Source organism: Lysobacter humi (ex Lee et al. 2017), from assembly GCF_054781815.1.
On the sequence record NZ_BAAGTR010000012.1, the window covers coordinates 482,545 to 500,004 of the forward strand.

Here is a 17,460-nt window from a genome sequence, read left to right on the forward strand (position 1 = left end):
TCGCCCGGCGACGGCGTCGCGCCGGTGAACGGACCGTCCCGTGGACGCGGCGCAGCGATGCGCGCGACGTCCATGCGCGCGGGTATGCTCGACGCACCCTGCCCCCGCGGAACCTCCCGAATGCGTCACGTCCTGCACAGGCTCGTCGTCCTCTCCGGTCTCGCCCTGCTGCTCGCGGCCTGCGCCAGCGGCCCGGTGCGCCGCGTCTCCGAACCCTCGGCGCAGATCCAGCAGCTCACCGTGCGCGCCGACGGGCGCTGGGACGTCGCGCTGCGGCTCGACAACTTCAGCAGCATCCCGATGCGCTTCGACCGCGTCGCCCTCGCGCTGACGATCGCGGGCGAGTCCGCCGGCGACGTCGGCGCCGCGCCGGCCGTCGGCATCGGGCCCGAGGCCGCCGACGTGGTCAACCTCGTGCTGCAGCCGTCCGCGGGCGCAAAGCTCGCGGTCGCCGACGCCCTCGCCACTCGGCGCGACGTGCCCTACGTGCTCACGGGCGAGATCGTGGCCACGCCCGACGAGGGCCGCGCGCGCACGTTCCGCATCGACCGCCGCAATTCACTGAGCCCCGCGCCCGGCCTGCCCGGCGTGCTGCGCTGACGGAGACCCCGCATGAGCCGCTATGACGCCCCGCTCGCCGACATGCGCTTCGTGATGTTCGACCTGCTCGGCGCCGAGCAGGTGTTCGCACGCCTCGGCTTCGCCGATGCGACCCGCGAGCTGCTCGACGCCGTCCTCGAGGAAGGTGCGCGCTTCGCGACCACCGTGCTCGCGCCGCTCAATCGCGTGGGCGACGAGATCGGCTGCAGCTTCGACGCCGCCACCGGGCAGGTCACCACCCCGCCCGGCTTCCGCGAGGCGTATGCACAGTACGTCGAAGGCGGCTGGACCGGCCTCGTCTCGCCACCGGAACTCGGCGGCCAAGGCCTGCCGCACGCCGCTGGCTTCCCGCTGAAGGAAATGATCGACGCCGCGAACCTCGCCTGGGGCAACTTCCCCCTGCTCTCGCACGGCGCGACGGAAGCCCTCGCCCATTACGGCACCGACTGGCAGCGCGAGGTCTTCCTCAAGCCGCTGGTCGAAGGGCGCTGGACCGGCACCATGTGCCTCACCGAGCCGCACTGCGGCAGCGACCTCGGCCTGCTGCGCACGCGTGCCGAGCCGCGCGGCGACGACACCTATGCGATCACCGGCACGAAGATCTTCATCACCGCCGGCGAGCACGACTTCACCGACAACATCCTGCACCTGGTGCTCGCGCGCCTGCCCGACGCGCCGGCCGGAAGCCGCGGCATCTCGCTCTTCATCGTGCCGAAGGTGCGCGTGGCGCGTGACGGCTCGCTCGGCGGGCGCAACACGCTGCGCTGCGGCAGCCTCGAGCACAAGATGGGCATCCACGGCTCCGCCACGTGCGTGATGAACTTCGACGGCGCCGACGGCTTTCTCGTCGGCGAGCCGCACAAGGGCCTCGCGGCGATGTTCGTGATGATGAACACCGCGCGCCTCGCAGTGGGCCTGCAGGGCCTTGGCCTGTCCGACCGCGCGTTCCAGAACGCGCTCGGCTACAGCCGCGATCGCCTGCAGATGCGCGCTGCCGGCGGCGCGAAGCGCCCGGACAAGCCCGCCGACCCGATCATCGTCCACCCGGACGTGCGCCGCATGTTGCTGACGTGCAAGGCACTGGTCGAGGGAGGCCGCGCGCTCGCCTACGACGCCGCCCTGCAGATCGACATCGCCGCGCACGGCCCGACCGAGGAGGAGCGCGCCGAGGCCGACGCCCTCGTCGGTTTCCTCACGCCGATCGTGAAGGCCTGCCTGACCGAGTGGAGCATCGAGTGCACGTACGATGCGCTGCAGTGCTTCGGCGGGCACGGCTACATCCACGAGCACGGCATGGAGCAGCTCGCGCGCGACGCCCGCATCACCACGCTCTACGAGGGCACCACCGGCATCCAGGCGCTCGACCTGCTCGGCCGCAAGGTGATGCTGCAGAAGGGCGCCGGGCTGCGGGTCATGATCCAGCGCATGCGCGCCTTCGCCGAGGCCCATCGCGACGATCCCGCTCTGGCCGCCCATGCGCAAGCCCTGCTCGACGTCGCGGCCGAGTGGCAGGGCCTGAGCGTCGAGATCGCGCGTCATGCGGAAGCCGATCCCAACGAGCTCGGCGCGGCGGCATTCGACTACCTGATGTATTCCGGCTACGCCTGCCTCGCCTACTGGTGGCTGCGCAGTGCGGTCGCCGCCCGCGGCACGACGACGGAGGCATTCGCCCGTGCCAAGCACGAGACCGCACGCTTCTATTTCGACCGCCTGCTGCCGCGCCGCCTCACGCATGCCGCGGCGATCCGGAGCGGCGCCGCGCCGTTGATGTCGCTCGACGACGAGGCCTTCGACCTCGGCCGCTGAATCGAACAGTCCGTGGCGGCCGTCGCGCGCACGACCGTCACGGACGCGTTATAAGCTCGGGCCATGGACGCCCGCCCCGCGCGCCTCTGGACGATCGACCGCGACGCCGCGTCGCCGGCCGATGCATCGCCGCGGCCCGCCACGCTGCATCCGCTCGACGGCGTGCGACTGCTCGCGCTCGACGCCCACGGCCATGTCCTCGACTGGCTGCACTGGCACGACGCCACCTGCCTGTACGCCCGCGGCGCCGTCGCCTGGACACTCGGCGAGCCATGCCTGCGCGTGCATGGCGGCCAATCCCGGCGCACCGGCGCGCAAAGCCTCATCGAGCTGCATCCCATCGTTGCCACCCGCGGCCGGGCCCGCGCGCACGCGCTCAACCCGACGCCGACGCTGACCAACCCCGCGCTGTTCGCCCGCGACGCGCACCTGTGCCTGTACTGCGGCCACCCGTTCAGTCGCACGCTGCTCACCCGCGACCACGTCATGCCATTGTCCAAGGGCGGCCGGGATGTCTGGGAGAACGTCGTCTCCGCGTGCTTCCCGTGCAATTCGCGCAAGCGCAACCGCACACCGCAGCAGGCCGGCATGCCGCTGCTCGCGGTGCCCTACCGGCCCAGCTGGATCGAGCACCTGATCCTGTCGAACCGGCACATCCTCGCGGACCAGATGGAATTCCTGAAGTCGCAACTGCCGCGCCACAGCCGGATCGCCGTCTGAGCGATTGGGAGCGCTCTCACACTTTCGCCGCGCCGGCCGCCGAAGCCCGTATCCCGCGTTCAGCGCGCGTTGACGTACGGGCGTCGCGGCCGCGACACTCGGGTCAAATCCCAGGCAGAGACGTATGGCCGTTCTGACTCTCGGCTTCACCGGCATGGACGCATCGACGGAGAGCGAACTCCGGCGCGCGTTCGAACAGGCGCTGCCCGTCGCCGGCGGCGGCTGGCAACTCGTGCCGGACACGCATGCCGACTACGTCGTCGTGGACATGGACAGCATGTACGGCCCGATGAGCTGGCTGCGCCTGCATGCGGCCGGTAAGCAGGTGATCGGGCTGACGTCCTCCGCGCGAACGCAGACACCGTTCCGGCTGGGCCGGCCGGTCCATGCCGACGAACTCGCGGCGCTGCTGCGCGAGATGCGCGGCGACACGCCGATCGATACGCCCGTGCCGCCAGCAGTGGTCGAAGCGCCGGCGGCATCGGTGCCCTCCGGCATGACGCCCTCGCCGCAGCCCGGTGACCAGCTCCCCGAGGAACTCCCGATCGCGGCCCGCTCGGCGGAGCTCCCGGTCAATCCGGAGGCGATCGTCGAGCCTGCGAAGCCCGCGATCGAACCGCCCAGTTCGGCGGTCGCGCAGGTCGTGCCACCCGCCGCGACGGTCGAGCCGCACGTGCCGGCCACGCCGTCGCCCGTCGCGCCACCGCGCCCGAGCGAGCCCACCCCACCGGCGGCGCCCGCGCCCGCCCCCGTCGCCGAACCGGCGCGTGCACCTGCGCCGGCACCGACACGCTCCGCCGAGCCGCAGTCCCTTACCGAGTGGCTCGCCTCGGGTCGCCTGCGTGGACGCTTGCGCTTCGCCGCCGAGAGCCAGTCCGTGCTGGTGGATGCCGAGCAGCGCCAGTACTACGGCCCGACCGCGCTCAAGCCGCTCGCACCGCTGTTCGCGCGGACCGTCTCGCTCGCGGACTTCGAGCCGGTGAATCCCGACGTCTGGTCCGCGCAGACCGCCGCGCTCGGTGCACCGCAGCCGCTCGCACGACTCGTCTGGTACGGCGCGTTGCTCGCCGGTGGCGGGCGCCTCGCCCCCGGCTACGACGCGGGCGACCGCTTCCGCCTGCTCAAGTGGCCGCAGACCGAACGCGAGTTCCCGAAGCACTTCCGCATCGCGACCGCGATGATGAAGGGCCCGGCGACGATCGCCGAAGTCGCGCAGGCCAGCAGCGTGCCCGATTCGGACGTCGCCGACTTCGTCAATGCGAGCCTGGCGACCGGGTTCGCGGAACCGTACCGCGAACCGGAACCCGAGCCCGAGGCGACGAAGTCCGGCGGCCTGTTCGGGCGACTGCGCGGCCGCTGACGCCGCCTTGCCCGGCCCGGGCGGCGGCGGGACAATGAGCGGTTCGTTTTTCCGGCTGCTCCGATGATCGACCCGCAGCGTTACCCGCGCCTCTCCCGCATTGCCGTTCCCGCCGACCTGCGCCAGTTCGGCGAGGACGAGCTGCCGGCCATCGCGGACGAGCTCCGTGCCTACCTGATCGAGCAGGTCGCCCTCGTGGGCGGCCACTTCGGCGCCGGCCTCGGGGTCATCGAACTCACCGTGGCGCTGCACTGGCTGTACGACACGCCGGTCGACCGCCTGGTCTGGGACGTCGGCCACCAGACGTATCCGCACAAGATCCTCACCGGCCGCCGCGACGTCATCCATACCGTCAAGCAGGCCGGCGGCGTCGCGCCGTTCCCCAAGCGCGAGGAATCCGAATACGACACGTTCGGTGTCGGCCACTCGTCGACGTCGATCTCCGCCGCGCTCGGCATGGCGATCGCACTGCAGCGCATGAACGACGAGCGCAAGGTCGTCGCGGTGATCGGGGACGGCGCGATGACGGCCGGCATGGCCTTCGAGGCGATGATGCACGCCGGCGGCATGGAGCCCGAGCCGAACATCCTGGTGATCCTCAACGACAACCAGATGTCGATCAGCGAGAACGTCGGCGCGCTGACGAAGATGCTCGGACGCCTCACCGGCAACCGCACGCTCAATGCGATCCGCGAGGGCGGCAAGAAGCTGCTCGGCGACAAGGACAGGCCCGCCGCGAAGTTCGTGCGCCGCTGGGAAGAGCACTGGAAGGGCATGTTCGTTCCGTCCACGCTGTTCGAGGAGATGGGCTTCCACTACACCGGCCCCATCGACGGCCACGACATGGCCGCCCTCGTTTCCACGCTCAAGACGCTGCAGGGCCTCAAGGGCCCGCAACTGCTCCACATCATCACGACCAAGGGCAAGGGCTACGAGCTCGCCGAAGGCGACCAGATCGGCTACCACGCGGTCTCGCCGTTCGATCCCGCCAAGGGCCTGGTCGCCAAGGGTGGCGTGAAGAAGCCGGCGTACACCGATGTGTTCGGCGACTGGATCTGCGACATGGCCGCCGCCGACCCGCGCCTGATGGGCATCACGCCCGCGATGCGCGAAGGCTCGGGCCTGGTGCGCTTCTCGCGCGAATTCCCCGAGCGCTATTTCGACGTGGCCATCGCCGAGCAGCATGCGGTGACACTCGCCGCGGGCATGGCGTGCGAGGGCGCGAAGCCGGTCTGCGCGATCTATTCCACTTTCCTGCAACGCGGCTACGACCAGCTCGTGCACGACGTCGCGATCCAGGACCTCGACGTGCTGTTCGCGATCGACCGCGGAGGCGTCGTTGGCCCCGATGGCGCGACGCACGCCGGCAACCTCGATCTCTCCTACCTGCGCTGCGTGCCGAACATGCTGGTCATGGCGCCGGCCGACGAGAACGAATGCCGGAAGATGCTCACGACCGGCCACGAGTACATGGGCCCGGCGGCCGTGCGTTACCCGCGCGGCACGGGTCCGGGGGTGACCGTCGAACCGACGCTCGAGGCGCTGCCCATCGGCCGCGCGGAAGTGCGCCGGCGCGGCGGCAGCATCGCCCTGCTCGCCTTCGGCGCGATCGTGCCGGCGGCCGAAGCGGCCGGCGCCGAGCTCGGCCTGACCGTCGTCAACATGCGCTTCGTGAAGCCGCTCGACCGCGACCTCATACTCGAGCTCGCGCGCACGCACGAAGGCTTCGTCACGCTCGAGGACAATGTCGTCGCGGGCGGCGCGGGCTCGGGCGTCGCCGAGCTGCTCGCGGCCGAAGGCGTCACGTTGCCCGTTCTGCACCTCGGCCTGCCGGATGCCTTCCAGCACCACGCGAGCCGTGAGCAGCTGCTCGCCGAAGCGGGCCTCGACGTCGCGGGGATCCGCGACGCCGTACTGCGGCGCTGGCCGATGCTGTTCACCGGGCCGCGCGCCGCCGCCTCCTGATTCTCAAGGCGCCGCCGCGCTCGGCGGCGCGGGTTCCTCCACGACGTAACCGCGCGCGGCGAGCGTGGCCAGGGCACCGCCCGAGCCGAGCAGGTCGCGCATCCGCAGCGTCGCGAAGGTGACGCGATTGCGGCGCAGCGCCGATTCCGCCGCGGCGAGCCACTTCTGGCGTGCCTGTGTCTCGGCATCGTCGATCCCGTACTTCTCGGCGAGCGCGCTCTTGAGGATCGCGTTCTTGCAGGCCTCGAACTGGTCGGGCCGCTGCAGTGCGCGCAGGCGCGCGATGTCGCCGGTCGCCCACGCATTCGCACGCAGGCGCATCGCGCCGACGTCGGTCTCCAGGCGATCGAGCGTCTTCTCGAAGCAGTCGAGGTCGGCGAGGTGCGCCGCGCGCAGATCGCGGACCGCGCCCTTGATGTCGGCGATCTTGATCTCCACCCGCGGTGACGTGGGCTTGAGCCCGCGCTTCTTCACCGCACGATCGATCTCGCGCTGCACGCGCTCGGGACCGTCGAGCCCTGACTTGCGGATCGCCGCCATGAACAGCTCGTTCGCCGCGACCATCGGGCGCTTCTTCTCGACACCGTTGCCGCTGCCGAGGTAGCGGCGCTTGAGCACCAGCCAGCGCGCATACGAGGCGGCGGGCACCATGTCCTTCAGCTTCTTTCCCTCGGGGTTGTTGCCCATCTTCAGGAGCGACGGCACGAGCGCCATCTTCGCGAAGAAGCCGAGGTCGCTGCCCACGCTGATGCTCGGCTCCCCGATCACTTCGTTGGCCTTCGCGATCACCGCGCGCACCCTCCCCGCGTTCCAATCCATGCGCTTGGGCAGCGGCGACTGCAGGCCGAGGATGTAGAGCGTGTTCTCGCCCTTGCGAACCTTCCACAGCCCCGGGCCCGGCACGACGCCGCGCACGACGGCACTGTCGAGCACCCGCTCGGCCGCGGGTGCGGGCGGCGCCTGCGCATGGGACGCGGCGGAGGCGAGCAGCGCGATCGATACCGCGGTGGCGAAGAACAGACGCATGGAGATTCCTTGTCGTGGGCACCGGCGAACGGCCGGTGCAGCGCCGCTCTGACCGGCCGGTCGCGCAGGAAGTTCCGTGAAGAGTGCGTGATCGGCAATGGAGACGCCACATCCATTCGCGACGCAGGTGACACGGAAACGAAAACGCCCGGCAGTGCCGGGCGTCGTCGTGATCATGTTTGGTCGGGGTAGCCGGATTCGAACCGACGACCACCAGTCCCCCAGACTGGTGCGCTACCAGGCTGCGCTATACCCCGAGAGGCCCCGCCGGAGCGGGCGCGCAGTATAGCGCGTCGATGCGATGGCGGCACTCCACGGCGCATGACCGCGGCTGGGTCCTGATGTCGCGAGCCGGCGTATCGTCCGCATCGCACGGCCGCCTCGCTTGCGGCGACGCGATCGCCGCGACCTCGCGCAGTAGCGGATGCGCCTGCGCGCGACGAATCCGTCGCTCAGCGCTTGAGGAGCTGAAGCACTTCCTCGAGCTCCATCCGCACCTGCCGGATGATCTGCGAGCTCAGTGCCGATTCCTGCTTCTGTCCGTCGCCCTCGAGGCGCAGCCGTGCGCCACCGATGGTGTAGCCCTGCTCGTACAGCAGCCCGCGGATCTGCCGCACCATCAGCACCTCGTGGCGCTGGTAGTAGCGGCGGTTGCCCCGGCGCTTGACCGGATTGAGCATCGGAAACTCCGTCTCCCAGTAGCGCAGCACGTGCGGCTTCACGTCGCACAGCTCGCTCACTTCGCCGATGGTGAAGTAACGCTTCGCCGGGATCGGCGGCAGTTCCTTGTTACTGCCGGGATCAAGCATGGTCGACCGCCCCCGTGTAGGCCTCGACGCGCTCCTTCAGCTTCTGGCCCGGGCGGAACGTGACCACGGTGCGCGCCGAGATCGGGATCTCCTCGCCGGTCTTGGGATTGCGACCCGGCCGCTGGTTCTTGCGGCGCAGGTCGAAGTTGCCGAACCCCGACAGCTTCACCTGCCGGCCGTTCTCGAGCGCACCGCGCAGCACGTCGAAGAACGAGTCGACGAACTCCTTCGCCTCGCGCTTGTTGAGGCCGACCTCGTCGAACAGTCGCTCGGCCATCTCGGCCTTGGTCAGCGTCATCGGTGTGCGTCCTTCGGGTATCAGCTACGGATCGTCGCGCCGTGTTCACGCTGCAGTGCGGCGACCACGTCGCCGACGACGGCGTCCACGTCGCGGTCGGTCAGAGTGCGGGTTTTCTCCTGCAGGATCAAGCCCATGGCGACACTCTTGAAACCGGTTTCGACGCCCTTGCCCTGGTAGACGTCGAACAGGACGAGGTCGCGCAGGGCCTCACCGGCCGCTGCCCGGACGGCGGCCTCCAACGTGCTCCAGGCCGTGTGCTCGGAGACGACGAACGCGAGGTCGCGGCGCACCGACGGATACCGCGACAGCGCCTGCGCACGCGGCAGCGCGCGCACCTGCACCGCGTCGAGATCCACCTCGAAGGCGATGACGTCGGCATCGAGTTGCAGCGCCTGCTGCAGGCGTGGATGCAGCTGGCCGATCCAGCCGACCACCTGCCCATCGACCTGCACGTCCGCGGAGCGGCCGGGATGTGCCCAAGCGCGGCGCGACGGCACGAACTCGAGCCGCGCGCCCGCGAGCACGGCGAGGCTCTCGAGGTCGCCCTTCACGTCGTGGAAGCCGACCGGCCGCGCGCGCGTGCCCCATTCCTCCACGCCGACAGGACCGCACGCGACGCCTGCGATTCGGCGTGTGTGGCGCGGTGCCTCGCCGTCGACCGCCGCGCGATGGAAGACGTTGCCGACCTCGAACAGGCGCACGCGCGCCTGCTGGCGCGCGACGTTGCGTCCCACGGCGGCGACGAGCCCGGGCAGCAGGGAGGTGCGCATCACCGCGAGCTCCGCGCTCAGCGGGTTCGCCAGCGCCACGGCGCCGTCCTCCATCGACCAGGCCGCGAGCCACGCGGCGTCGATGAAGGCGTAGTTGATCGCTTCGAGATAGTCGCGCGCGGTCATGCGCTGGCGCAGGAGCGCCGGCTCGACCGTGCCTTCGGCGGAGGGCGCGAGCGGCACTACGCCCGCGGGCAGCGTCGCGGGAATCGCGTCGTAGCCGTGGATGCGCGCGACCTCCTCGATCAGGTCCTCCTCGATCGCGAGGTCGAAGCGACGCGTCGGCGGCGTGACGCTCCAGCCGGCGTCGGCGGCCTCCACGCGCAGGCCGAGCGCGCCCAGGATGCGTTCGACCTCGGCATCCGCTACGCGCAGGCCGAGCACGCGCGCGAGCCGCTCGCGGCGCAGTCGGATCGGCTGCGGCGCCGGCAGGTGCTCATCGAGAGACGCCTCGACCACCGGCCCCGGACGGCCGCCGGCGATGTCGAGGATCAGGCGCGTGGCGTACTCGATCGCCTGCCGCGGAAGCTCGGGATCGACGCCGCGCTCGAAGCGGTGCGAGGCGTCGGTATGCAGGCCGAGCCTGCGGCCGCGGCCGATGATCGCCGACGGCGCGAAGTGCGCGGATTCGAGGAAGACGTCGCGCGTCGCCTCGGTCACGCGGGTTTCGAAGCCGCCCATGATGCCGGCGAGCGCGACGGCGCGATCGGCGTCGGTGACCACGAGGAACTGCGGATCGAGCGCGACATCGCGGCCGTCGAGCAGCTTCAGCGCCTCGCCGCCGCGCGCATGGCGCACGCCGATCGGCCCGCGCAGCGCGGCACGGTCGAAGGCATGCATCGGCTGGCCGAGCTCGATCATCACGTACTGGGTGACGTCGACCAGGAACGACACCGGGCGGATGCCGCTGCGGCGCAGGCGCTCGGCCATCCATGCCGGCGTCGCGCGCGTGCCGTCGACGCCCTCGATCACGCGGCCGCAGTAGCGCGGCGCGTCCGCGCCGGCATCGAGCGTTACTCCGATTTCCGATACGCCCTCTGGCGCGACGGCCGGCGTCTCCAGCGGCGCGACCTGCGCGCCCGTCGCCGCGGCCACGTCGAAGGCGATGCCACGCACGCTGAAGCAGTCCGCGCGGTTCGGCGTGAGCTTGATCTCGATGCTCGCGTCCGGCAGCGCGAGGTACTGCGACAGGCGCGCGCCGACCGGCGCGTCACCGGGCAGCTCGAGCAGGCCCGAGGCATCGGCGTCGATGCCGAGTTCCTTCGCCGAGCAGAGCATCCCGTGGGACTCCACACCCCGCAGCTTCGCCGCGCGGATCTCGACGCCGCCGGGCAGCGCGGAGCCCACCGTCGCGAGCGGCGCCAGCAGCCCTTCGCGCGCATTCGGTGCGCCGCAGACGATCTGCACCGGCTCGCCGCGCCCGATGTCGACGCGGCAGACCTGCAGGCGGTCCGCTTCCGGATGGCGCTCAGCCGCGATGATCCGGCCGACGACGACGCCGTCGAGCGATTCGCCGAGGGGCGTCACCTCTTCCACCTCGAGCCCGATCGCGGTCAGCGTGGCGGCGAGCTCGTCGCGCGACGCGCCGTTGGGGACGTGCTGTCGAAGCCAGTTCTCGGAGAATTTCATCGGGGCTCGGAATACGGGATGCGGGGAAGACGGTTCGCGGCGCGGGACGGTGGCGTGTCGCTCAGGCGAACTGCCGGAGGAAGCGCACGTCGTTCTCGAAGAAGCTGCGCAGGTCGTCGACGCCGTAGCGCAGCATCGCGAAGCGCTCGACGCCGAGGCCGAACGCGAAGCCGGTGTGCTTCTCCGGGTCGATGCCGACGTTGCGCAGCACGTTCGGATGGACCATGCCGCAGCCGAGCACCTCGAGCCAGCGCGTGCTGCCGTCGGGCTGCTTCCAGGCGATGTCGACCTCTGCCGACGGCTCGGTGAAGGGGAAATAGCTCGGACGGAAGCGCATCTCGAGGTCGTCCTCGAAGAAGGCGCGCACGAACTCGACCAGCGTGCCCTTCAGGTCGGCGAAGCTCGCGCGGTCGTCGACGAGCAGGCCTTCGACCTGGTGGAACATCGGCGTGTGGGTCTGGTCGCTGTCGGACCGGTAGACCTTGCCGGCGGCGATCATCCGCAGCGGCGGCTGGTGCCCGAGCATGTAGCGCACCTGCACGCCCGAGGTATGCGTGCGCAGCAGGCGACCGTCGCCGAAGTAGAACGTGTCGTGCATCGCGCGCGCCGGATGGTGCGGCGGGAAGTTCAGTGCTTCGAAGTTGTGCCAGTCATCCTCGATCTCGGGGCCGTCCGACAGCTGGTAGCCGAGCCGGCCGAAGATCTCGGCGATGCGCTCGAGCGTGCGCGTGACCGGATGGAGGCCACCGTGCGCGCGGGCCAGGCCGGGCAGCGTGACGTCGATCGATTCGGACGCGAGACGCGTCTCGAGTGCCGCCGCGTCGAGCAGCGCACGCCGCTCGGCGAGCGCGCCGGTCACCGTATCGCGCGCGGCATTGATCGCTTCGCCTGCGGCCTTGCGGGCGTCGGCGGGAAGCGCCCCGAGCTGCTTGAGCTGCCCCGTGATGCTGCCCGACTTGCCGAGCAGCGCGACGCGCAGCGCCTCGACGGCCTCGGGCGAATCGGCTGCGGCGATGTCCGCGAGCGCCTGGTGGGTCAGCGACTGGATGTCGGTCATGGCATTGGAACTCCGCGTGATGGGCGCACCGCCTGCGTGATCGCCGCGCCGGCAGCGGGACGGGCCGCCGGAAGTCGCGCCCGGCCATCGCGCGCGGCGCGACGGCGTTCTGCCCGGCATGCGGCGTCGTCGCTCGCGTGCCGTGCATCACCCCTGAAACGAACATGGGGAAGGACTTGCGCCCTTCCCCATGCGTGAGGCTCTTCGCGGGGCCCACGCATGGCGCGCGGGCTCCGCTATGTGCTTCTTACGCCGCGAGCGCGCTCTTCGCCTTCTCGGTCAGCGCGGTAAAGCCCGCCGCGTCGTGCACGGCGATGTCCGCCAGCACCTTGCGATCGAGCGTGATACCGGCCTTCAGCAGACCGTTGATGAAGCGGGAGTAGCTCATGCCGTTCTGACGGGCCGCCGCGTTGATGCGGGCGATCCACAGGGTGCGGAACTGGCGCTTTTTCTGCTTGCGGCCGATGTAGGCGTACTGCAGCGCCTTCGTGACCGCCTGCTTGGCGACGCGGAAAACCTTGCGACGCGCGTTGTAGTAACCCTTGGCCTGGGTCAGGACCTTCTTGTGACGGCGACGCGCCATCACGCCACGCTTAACTCGTGCCATTGTTCAGCCCCCCCTCAGAGATACGGCATCATGCGGTCCAGACGGCCCGCGTCCTCGGCACGAACGTGGTTCGTCTGCCGCAGGTTGCGCTTCCGCTTGGTCGCCTTCTTGGTGAGGATGTGGCTCTTGTTGGCGTGGCCGCACTTGTACTTGCCGGAAGCGGTCTTCCGGAAGCGCTTGGCCGCCGCCCGATTGGTCTTGATCTTGGGCATATCGATGTCCGTTCGGAGTTTCTGACTGGCTGGGCGGTGGCTCGCGCCACGCTTTCCGTCCTGCCCATACCGGCGTGTGGTCTACGGTCCGGCGAGCCGGTCGTGACGGGTCCTGATGTGCCTCGCGGCACGCCCGGCGCAAACCGGGCCGCGTATTGTGCACGAGGCGTTAAACCTGTGCAAATTGAACCGGTTACGCCGAACAGGCCGAAGCCCTGAGTTCCGGCGGACCTGCCCGGCCCGGCCGGCGCTGGTCGCACTCCGCGCCGGCAGCGTGCCTGCCGTGAGCGGGACCGCATCGGCGCGGCGTCCGCGCAACCCGGCTGCCAGCCCGCGCCGTCGGGGCGCCAAGGCAGACGTGTCGGCCGGTGGCCCGGTCCGGCCAGCGACCGCGGGACAACCGCGAGGCTCAGTTTCCGCGCGGCAGCCGCGCGAAGTCGTCCTGCATGCGATCGGCCGGCGCGCGCGGACACACTCGGCGACCCCGGCGTGCCGCCACTTCGCCAGACACGCGTGGGCACCCGTCCCACAGCCCTCGCAGCACGAGGAGCCGCCCCGCCGGAAAAGCGAAAGGCCCGCCGAAGCGGGCCTTCCTGCCGATGCAGCCCTTACGGCTGCTTCTTCTTCGGCGCGATCATCATCACCATCTGCCGGCCCTCGAGGCGCGGCCGGGACTCGATCACGATGTCCTCGCCCAGGTCCCGCTCGATGCGCTCGGCCATCTGGCGACCCAGCTCCTGGTGGCTCATCTCGCGGCCGCGGAAGCGGATGTTGACCTTGATCTTGTCGCCTTCCTCGAGGAAACGGCGCATGTTGCGCAGCTTGATCTGGTAGTCGCCCTCGTCGGTGACCGGCCGGAACTTCATTTCCTTGATTTCGACCTGCTTCGACTTCTTCTTGGCCTCGTTGGCCTTCTTCTGCTGTTCGAAGCGGAACTTGCCGAAGTCCATGATCTTGCAGACCGGCGGATCCGCGTTCGGCTGGATCTCGACGAGGTCGAGACCCTCGTCCTGGGCCATCGTCAGCGCTTCGTCACGCGTGAGCACGCCGATCATCTCGCCATCGCTCCCGATGACGCGGACGCGCGGTACGCGGATTTCAGCATTCTTTCGATTGGGCTTTTCGGCGGTACTGATGTCGCAGTCTCCAGGTTGGAACCGGCCGTGCGCACGGCCGGTCGAATCCGCAGCGGCCCGTTAGAGGCCTTCGCCCTGCAGTCTCGCGGCGAACTGGTCGATGCTCATCGAGCCCAGGTCCTCCCCTCCGCGGGTCCGCACGGCGATCATGCCGTTTTCCTTCTCGCGGTCTCCGACCACCAGCAGGTACGGCACGCGCTGCAGCGTGTGCTCGCGGATCTTATAGCCGATCTTCTCGTTCCGCAAATCGGAATGGACCCGGAAGCCTTGATTCGTAAGGGTTTTCCGGACCTCGTCGACCCAGTCGGCCTGGGCGTCGGTGATGTTCATCACGACCGCCTGGACGGGCGCCAGCCAGCTCGGGAAAACGCCGGCGTGGTGCTCGATCAGGATGCCGATGAAGCGCTCCATCGAGCCGACGATCGCCCGGTGGAGCATCACCGGGTGGCGGCGCTGGGAGCTCTCGTCGACGTACTCGGCCCCGAGGCGCCCCGGCATCATGAAGTCGACCTGCATCGTGCCCAGCTGCCAGGTGCGGCCGATGGCGTCGCGAAGGTGGTATTCGATCTTCGGGCCGTAGAAGGCGCCCTCGCCCGGCAACTCCTGCCACTCGACGCCTGCCGCGCTCAGCGCGTCGCGCAGGGCGTTCTCGGCCTTGTCCCAAGTCGCGTCGTCGCCGAGGCGGTTGTCCGGGCGCAGGGCGATCTTGATCTGGATGTCGGTGAAGCCGAAGTCGGAATAGACCTTCAGCGCCTGCGCATGGAAGGCGCGGACTTCGCCCTCGATCTGGTCCTCGGTGCAGAAGACGTGGCCGTCGTCCTGAGTGAAGCCGCGCACGCGCAGGATGCCGTGCAGCGCGCCGGACGGCTCGTTGCGATGGCAGGCGCCGAACTCGCCGTAGCGGATCGGCAGGTCGCGGTAGCTGTGCAGGCCCTGGTTGAAGACCTGCACGTGGCCCGGGCAGTTCATGGGCTTCAGCGCGTAGGTCCGCTTCTCGGACTCGGTGAAGAACATGTTGTCCTTGTAGTTGTCCCAGTGGCCGGACTTCTGCCACAGCGACACGTCGAGGATCTGCGGGCAGCGCACTTCCTGGTAGCCCGAGTCGCGGTAGACGCGGCGCATGTACTGCTCCACCACCTGCCAGATCGACCAGCCCTTCGGATGCCAGAAGATCAGGCCCGGGCCTTCCTCCTGCAGGTGGAACAAGTCCTGCTGCTTGGCGATCTTGCGGTGGTCGCGCTTCTCGGCTTCCTCGATGCGCTGGATGTAGGCCTTGAGCTGCTTGGAATCCGCCCAGGCGGTGCCGTAGATGCGCTGGAGCTGCTCGTTCTTGGAATCGCCGCGCCAGTAGGCACCGCTGATGCGCGTGAGCTTGAACGCTTTGAGGAAGCGCGTGTTCGGCACGTGCGGGCCGCGGCACATGTCGACGTATTCCTCGTGGTGGTACAGGCCCATATGTGTCTCGTCGGGCATGTCTTCGACGAGGCGGAGCTTGTAGTCCTCGCCGCGCGCCTTGAACGTCGCGATGACCTCGTCGCGCGGCGTCATCTTCTTGATGACGTCGTAGTCCTTGTCGATCAGTTCCTGCATCCGCTTTTCGATCGCGGCGAGGTCGTCGGGCGTGAACGGGCGCTCGCTCCAGATGTCGTAGTAGAAGCCTTCCTCGATCACCGGGCCGATCACCATCTTGGCGTTCGGATAGAGCTGCTTCACCGCGTGGCCGACGAGGTGCGCGCACGAGTGGCGGATGATCTCGACGCCCTCGGGATCCTTCGGCGTGATGATCCGCAGCGTGGCGTCGTGGTCGATGACATCCGAGGCATCGACGAGCTTGCCGTCGACCTGCCCGGCCACGGTGACCTTCGCGAGGCCCGGGCCGATCGATGCGGCGACCTCGGCGACGGATACGGGGTTCTCGAACTCGCGGCGCGAGCCGTCGGGGAGCGTGATGGCGATCATGGGGTTCCGGTCGAACGATGCCGGCAGCGCGGCACGGAGATGCGGTGCCGGCATGGGCCGGCACGGGGAGGTCAGCGTCGGGCGGTGGTAGTGCTCATGTCGCACGCTCGGCCGGCGTCACCGCGGGCCACCTCGGCTGGTGCGCGACGGGCGCGTCGCACGGACCGCAATGGTTCGCCAGCGGCCCGACCAAGTCAACGCGTGGTGCGGCGGCCGTCGCGGATGTCGACCTCCACCACGATCCGGACCGGACCGGTGGGCCCGTTCGCGACGTATTCGAGGCCGTCACGACAGGGCAGGCGCGCGTCGAGCGCGGCGAGGTCCGCTGAGGGCAAGCGCAGCCGCAGGCCGGTGCCCTCCGGCACGGCGAACACGTCGCCGGACTCGACACGCATCTCGAACGGCGCCCGGTGCGGCAGCGGCAGCCGGGCCTCGACGGCGTCGCCGGCGCGCAGCCGGGCGAATTCCGCCGTGGTGAGGCGCAGGCGGAGGACGTCGGTCGCGAGCTGGAGCTTCATGGACCCAGCGCCTCCCAGTCCGCGGGGGTATTCACGTTGACGAAGCCGGCCTCCCCGCCCGCCGGCATCGCTAGCGAGACGGTCGCGAGCCGCATCTGCAGTTCGCGCAGCGAGCGCCCTCGGTCGTCAGCGGGGACGACGGCAGCGACCGCGTTGCGCGCCGCGCCGTCGACGCGAAACGCCCAAGGCAAGGGATGGCCTTCGAACCGCGCCGAGCGGGTCAGTGCCGCGGCATCGGCGAGCCTTCCAAGCAGCACCGGATCGAGCCGCGGCATGTCGACCGGGACCACGAGCACGAGCCCGTCGTCGAGCTCCGGCAGGCAGGCCTCGATCCCGCCGACGGGGCCGAGGCCCGGACGGCGATCCGGGACGCCGCCCGCGCGATCGCCGCTGACGATGACATGCGTCGCGCCGGCCGCGCGGAGGGTCGCTTCCATGTGGTCGAGCAGGGTCCGCCCGCGATGCACGAGCGCCGCCTTGTCGTGTCCCATCCGCGAGGAGCGCCCACCCGCGAGCACCAGCCCGGCGAATCTCATCTCGCCCCGTCGCACAGCGAGCAGCCCTCGCTCCATTCGCTGCTGCCGTCGGCGTAGTGCTCCTGCTTCCAGATCGGGACAGTGTGCTTGACCGCTTCGATCACCTGCCGACAGGCTCGGAAGGCCTCGTCCCGGTGCGGCGTACCGGCGGCGATGACCACCGCGACGCCGCCCACGCCAAGCCGCCCCTTGGCATGCGCGATCCACAGCCGCAGTTCCGGGCCGACGAGTGTTTCCGCATCGGCGGCGATCTCCTCGAACCGCCGCAATGCGAGGGCGTCGAACAGGTCGTAGCTCACGCCGGTGACGCGCCGCCCATGGTTGAGGTCGCGGATGCGCCCGACGAACGCCGTGGTGCCGCCGAAGCCGGGATCGGCGACGTGCGCGAAGGCTGCGTCGATGTCGAGAGCGCCCGTCGCCGCATCGAGGATCTCGAGGTGATGGCGCAC

The 17,460-nt window shown here is 70.0% G+C and carries 17 protein-coding genes and 1 tRNA gene; 5 read left to right on the plus strand and 13 right to left on the minus strand.

Annotated elements, in window-relative coordinates; genetic code table 11:
- Positions 1–120: 120 nt before the first annotated feature.
- The 5 genes from ACYVJJ_RS13275 to dxs all read left to right on the plus strand — a co-directional run bounded on the left by ACYVJJ_RS13275 (position 121) and on the right by dxs (position 6,451).
- Entirely contained in the window at positions 121–600 is a 480-nt protein-coding gene (locus ACYVJJ_RS13275; protein WP_460834245.1) for an LEA/WHy family protein, read from the plus strand.
- 12 nt (positions 601–612) lie between these two features.
- Positions 613–2,406 carry an acyl-CoA dehydrogenase C-terminal domain-containing protein gene (locus ACYVJJ_RS13280; RefSeq protein ID WP_460834247.1) on the plus strand — a complete coding sequence of 598 codons (1,794 nt, stop codon included), beginning with the start codon at positions 613–615 and terminating at the stop codon, positions 2,404–2,406.
- Positions 2,407–2,469: 63 nt separating this feature from the next.
- On the plus strand, positions 2,470–3,126 hold the full coding sequence (locus ACYVJJ_RS13285) for an HNH endonuclease (protein ID WP_460834248.1): 657 nt from the start codon (positions 2,470–2,472) through the stop codon (positions 3,124–3,126).
- 124 nt (positions 3,127–3,250) lie between these two features.
- Positions 3,251–4,486, plus strand: coding sequence for a hypothetical protein (locus ACYVJJ_RS13290; protein WP_460834249.1), 1,236 nt, complete (start codon positions 3,251–3,253; stop codon positions 4,484–4,486).
- A gap of 63 nt (positions 4,487–4,549) precedes the next feature.
- Positions 4,550–6,451 (plus strand): 1-deoxy-D-xylulose-5-phosphate synthase, encoded by a 1,902-nt coding sequence (gene dxs / locus ACYVJJ_RS13295; RefSeq protein ID WP_460834251.1) that lies wholly within the window; start codon positions 4,550–4,552, stop codon positions 6,449–6,451.
- Positions 6,452–6,454: 3 nt separating this feature from the next.
- On the opposite strand, the gene ACYVJJ_RS13300 is transcribed toward dxs, so the two are convergent.
- The 13 genes from ACYVJJ_RS13300 to ACYVJJ_RS13360 form a co-directional block, all read right to left on the minus strand.
- A complete protein-coding gene (locus ACYVJJ_RS13300; RefSeq protein WP_460834253.1) occupies positions 6,455–7,477 on the minus strand; it encodes a TraB/GumN family protein in 1,023 nt (340 codons plus the stop codon).
- A 180-nt stretch (positions 7,478–7,657) separates the two neighbouring features.
- Positions 7,658–7,734: transfer RNA gene (locus tag ACYVJJ_RS13305), tRNA-Pro, on the minus strand.
- Between the two features lie 195 nt (positions 7,735–7,929).
- Positions 7,930–8,286, minus strand: coding sequence for a MerR family transcriptional regulator (locus ACYVJJ_RS13310; protein ID WP_460834255.1), 357 nt, complete (start codon positions 8,284–8,286; stop codon positions 7,930–7,932).
- On the minus strand, positions 8,279–8,584 hold the full coding sequence (locus ACYVJJ_RS13315; protein WP_460834257.1) for an integration host factor subunit alpha: 306 nt from the start codon (positions 8,582–8,584) through the stop codon (positions 8,279–8,281). The genes ACYVJJ_RS13310 and ACYVJJ_RS13315 overlap by 8 nt, the downstream gene beginning before the upstream one ends.
- Positions 8,585–8,604: 20 nt before the next feature.
- On the minus strand, positions 8,605–10,986 hold the full coding sequence (pheT, locus tag ACYVJJ_RS13320; RefSeq protein WP_460834259.1) for a phenylalanine--tRNA ligase subunit beta: 2,382 nt from the start codon (positions 10,984–10,986) through the stop codon (positions 8,605–8,607).
- A gap of 61 nt (positions 10,987–11,047) precedes the next feature.
- Positions 11,048–12,043 carry a phenylalanine--tRNA ligase subunit alpha gene (pheS, locus tag ACYVJJ_RS13325; RefSeq protein WP_460834261.1) on the minus strand — a complete coding sequence of 332 codons (996 nt, stop codon included), beginning with the start codon at positions 12,041–12,043 and terminating at the stop codon, positions 11,048–11,050.
- A 247-nt stretch (positions 12,044–12,290) separates the two neighbouring features.
- A complete protein-coding gene (gene rplT, locus ACYVJJ_RS13330; protein WP_460834263.1) occupies positions 12,291–12,650 on the minus strand; it encodes a 50S ribosomal protein L20 in 360 nt (119 codons plus the stop codon).
- A 14-nt stretch (positions 12,651–12,664) separates the two neighbouring features.
- Complete coding sequence (rpmI, locus tag ACYVJJ_RS13335) at positions 12,665–12,862, minus strand: 50S ribosomal protein L35 (protein WP_460834264.1); 198 nt, start codon at positions 12,860–12,862, stop codon at positions 12,665–12,667.
- A 608-nt stretch (positions 12,863–13,470) separates the two neighbouring features.
- The gene (gene infC, locus ACYVJJ_RS13340) at positions 13,471–13,998 is read right to left on the minus strand and encodes a translation initiation factor IF-3 (protein WP_460834695.1); all 528 of its coding nucleotides are present in this window, start codon (positions 13,996–13,998) and stop codon (positions 13,471–13,473) included.
- Positions 13,999–14,058: 60 nt separating this feature from the next.
- Positions 14,059–15,957, minus strand: a complete 1,899-nt coding sequence (gene thrS, locus ACYVJJ_RS13345; protein ID WP_460834265.1) for a threonine--tRNA ligase — start codon at positions 15,955–15,957, stop codon at positions 14,059–14,061.
- Between the two features lie 194 nt (positions 15,958–16,151).
- The gene (locus ACYVJJ_RS13350; RefSeq protein ID WP_460834267.1) at positions 16,152–16,475 is read right to left on the minus strand and encodes a hypothetical protein; all 324 of its coding nucleotides are present in this window, start codon (positions 16,473–16,475) and stop codon (positions 16,152–16,154) included.
- Positions 16,472–17,011: a molybdenum cofactor guanylyltransferase gene (mobA, locus tag ACYVJJ_RS13355; RefSeq protein ID WP_460834269.1), complete on the minus strand. Its 540-nt coding sequence runs from the start codon at positions 17,009–17,011 to the stop codon at positions 16,472–16,474. The genes ACYVJJ_RS13350 and mobA overlap by 4 nt, the downstream gene beginning before the upstream one ends.
- On the minus strand, positions 17,008–17,460 hold the full coding sequence (locus tag ACYVJJ_RS13360; RefSeq protein WP_460834271.1) for a molybdenum cofactor biosynthesis protein MoaE: 453 nt from the start codon (positions 17,458–17,460) through the stop codon (positions 17,008–17,010). The genes mobA and ACYVJJ_RS13360 overlap by 4 nt, the downstream gene beginning before the upstream one ends.

Excerpts from the sequence above, each read along its gene's own strand:
- ACYVJJ_RS13280 (WP_460834247.1), top strand. The coding sequence starts at position 613 with ATGAGCCGCTATGACGCCCCGCTCGCCGACATGCGCTTCGTGATGTTC.
- ACYVJJ_RS13350 (WP_460834267.1), bottom strand. The coding sequence starts at position 16,475 with ATGAAGCTCCAGCTCGCGACCGACGTCCTCCGCCTGCGCCTCACCACG.
- thrS (WP_460834265.1), bottom strand. The coding sequence starts at position 15,957 with ATGATCGCCATCACGCTCCCCGACGGCTCGCGCCGCGAGTTCGAGAAC.
- rplT (WP_460834263.1), bottom strand. The coding sequence starts at position 12,650 with ATGGCACGAGTTAAGCGTGGCGTGATGGCGCGTCGCCGTCACAAGAAG.
- ACYVJJ_RS13285 (WP_460834248.1), top strand. The coding sequence starts at position 2,470 with ATGGACGCCCGCCCCGCGCGCCTCTGGACGATCGACCGCGACGCCGCG.
- mobA (WP_460834269.1), bottom strand. The coding sequence starts at position 17,011 with ATGAGATTCGCCGGGCTGGTGCTCGCGGGTGGGCGCTCCTCGCGGATG.
- pheT (WP_460834259.1), bottom strand. The coding sequence starts at position 10,986 with ATGAAATTCTCCGAGAACTGGCTTCGACAGCACGTCCCCAACGGCGCG.
- pheS (WP_460834261.1), bottom strand. The coding sequence starts at position 12,043 with ATGACCGACATCCAGTCGCTGACCCACCAGGCGCTCGCGGACATCGCC.
- dxs (WP_460834251.1), top strand. The coding sequence starts at position 4,550 with ATGATCGACCCGCAGCGTTACCCGCGCCTCTCCCGCATTGCCGTTCCC.
- ACYVJJ_RS13275 (WP_460834245.1), top strand. The coding sequence starts at position 121 with ATGCGTCACGTCCTGCACAGGCTCGTCGTCCTCTCCGGTCTCGCCCTG.
- ACYVJJ_RS13310 (WP_460834255.1), bottom strand. The coding sequence starts at position 8,286 with ATGCTTGATCCCGGCAGTAACAAGGAACTGCCGCCGATCCCGGCGAAG.
- rpmI (WP_460834264.1), bottom strand. The coding sequence starts at position 12,862 with ATGCCCAAGATCAAGACCAATCGGGCGGCGGCCAAGCGCTTCCGGAAG.
- ACYVJJ_RS13315 (WP_460834257.1), bottom strand. The coding sequence starts at position 8,584 with ATGACGCTGACCAAGGCCGAGATGGCCGAGCGACTGTTCGACGAGGTC.
- ACYVJJ_RS13290 (WP_460834249.1), top strand. The coding sequence starts at position 3,251 with ATGGCCGTTCTGACTCTCGGCTTCACCGGCATGGACGCATCGACGGAG.
- ACYVJJ_RS13300 (WP_460834253.1), bottom strand. The coding sequence starts at position 7,477 with ATGCGTCTGTTCTTCGCCACCGCGGTATCGATCGCGCTGCTCGCCTCC.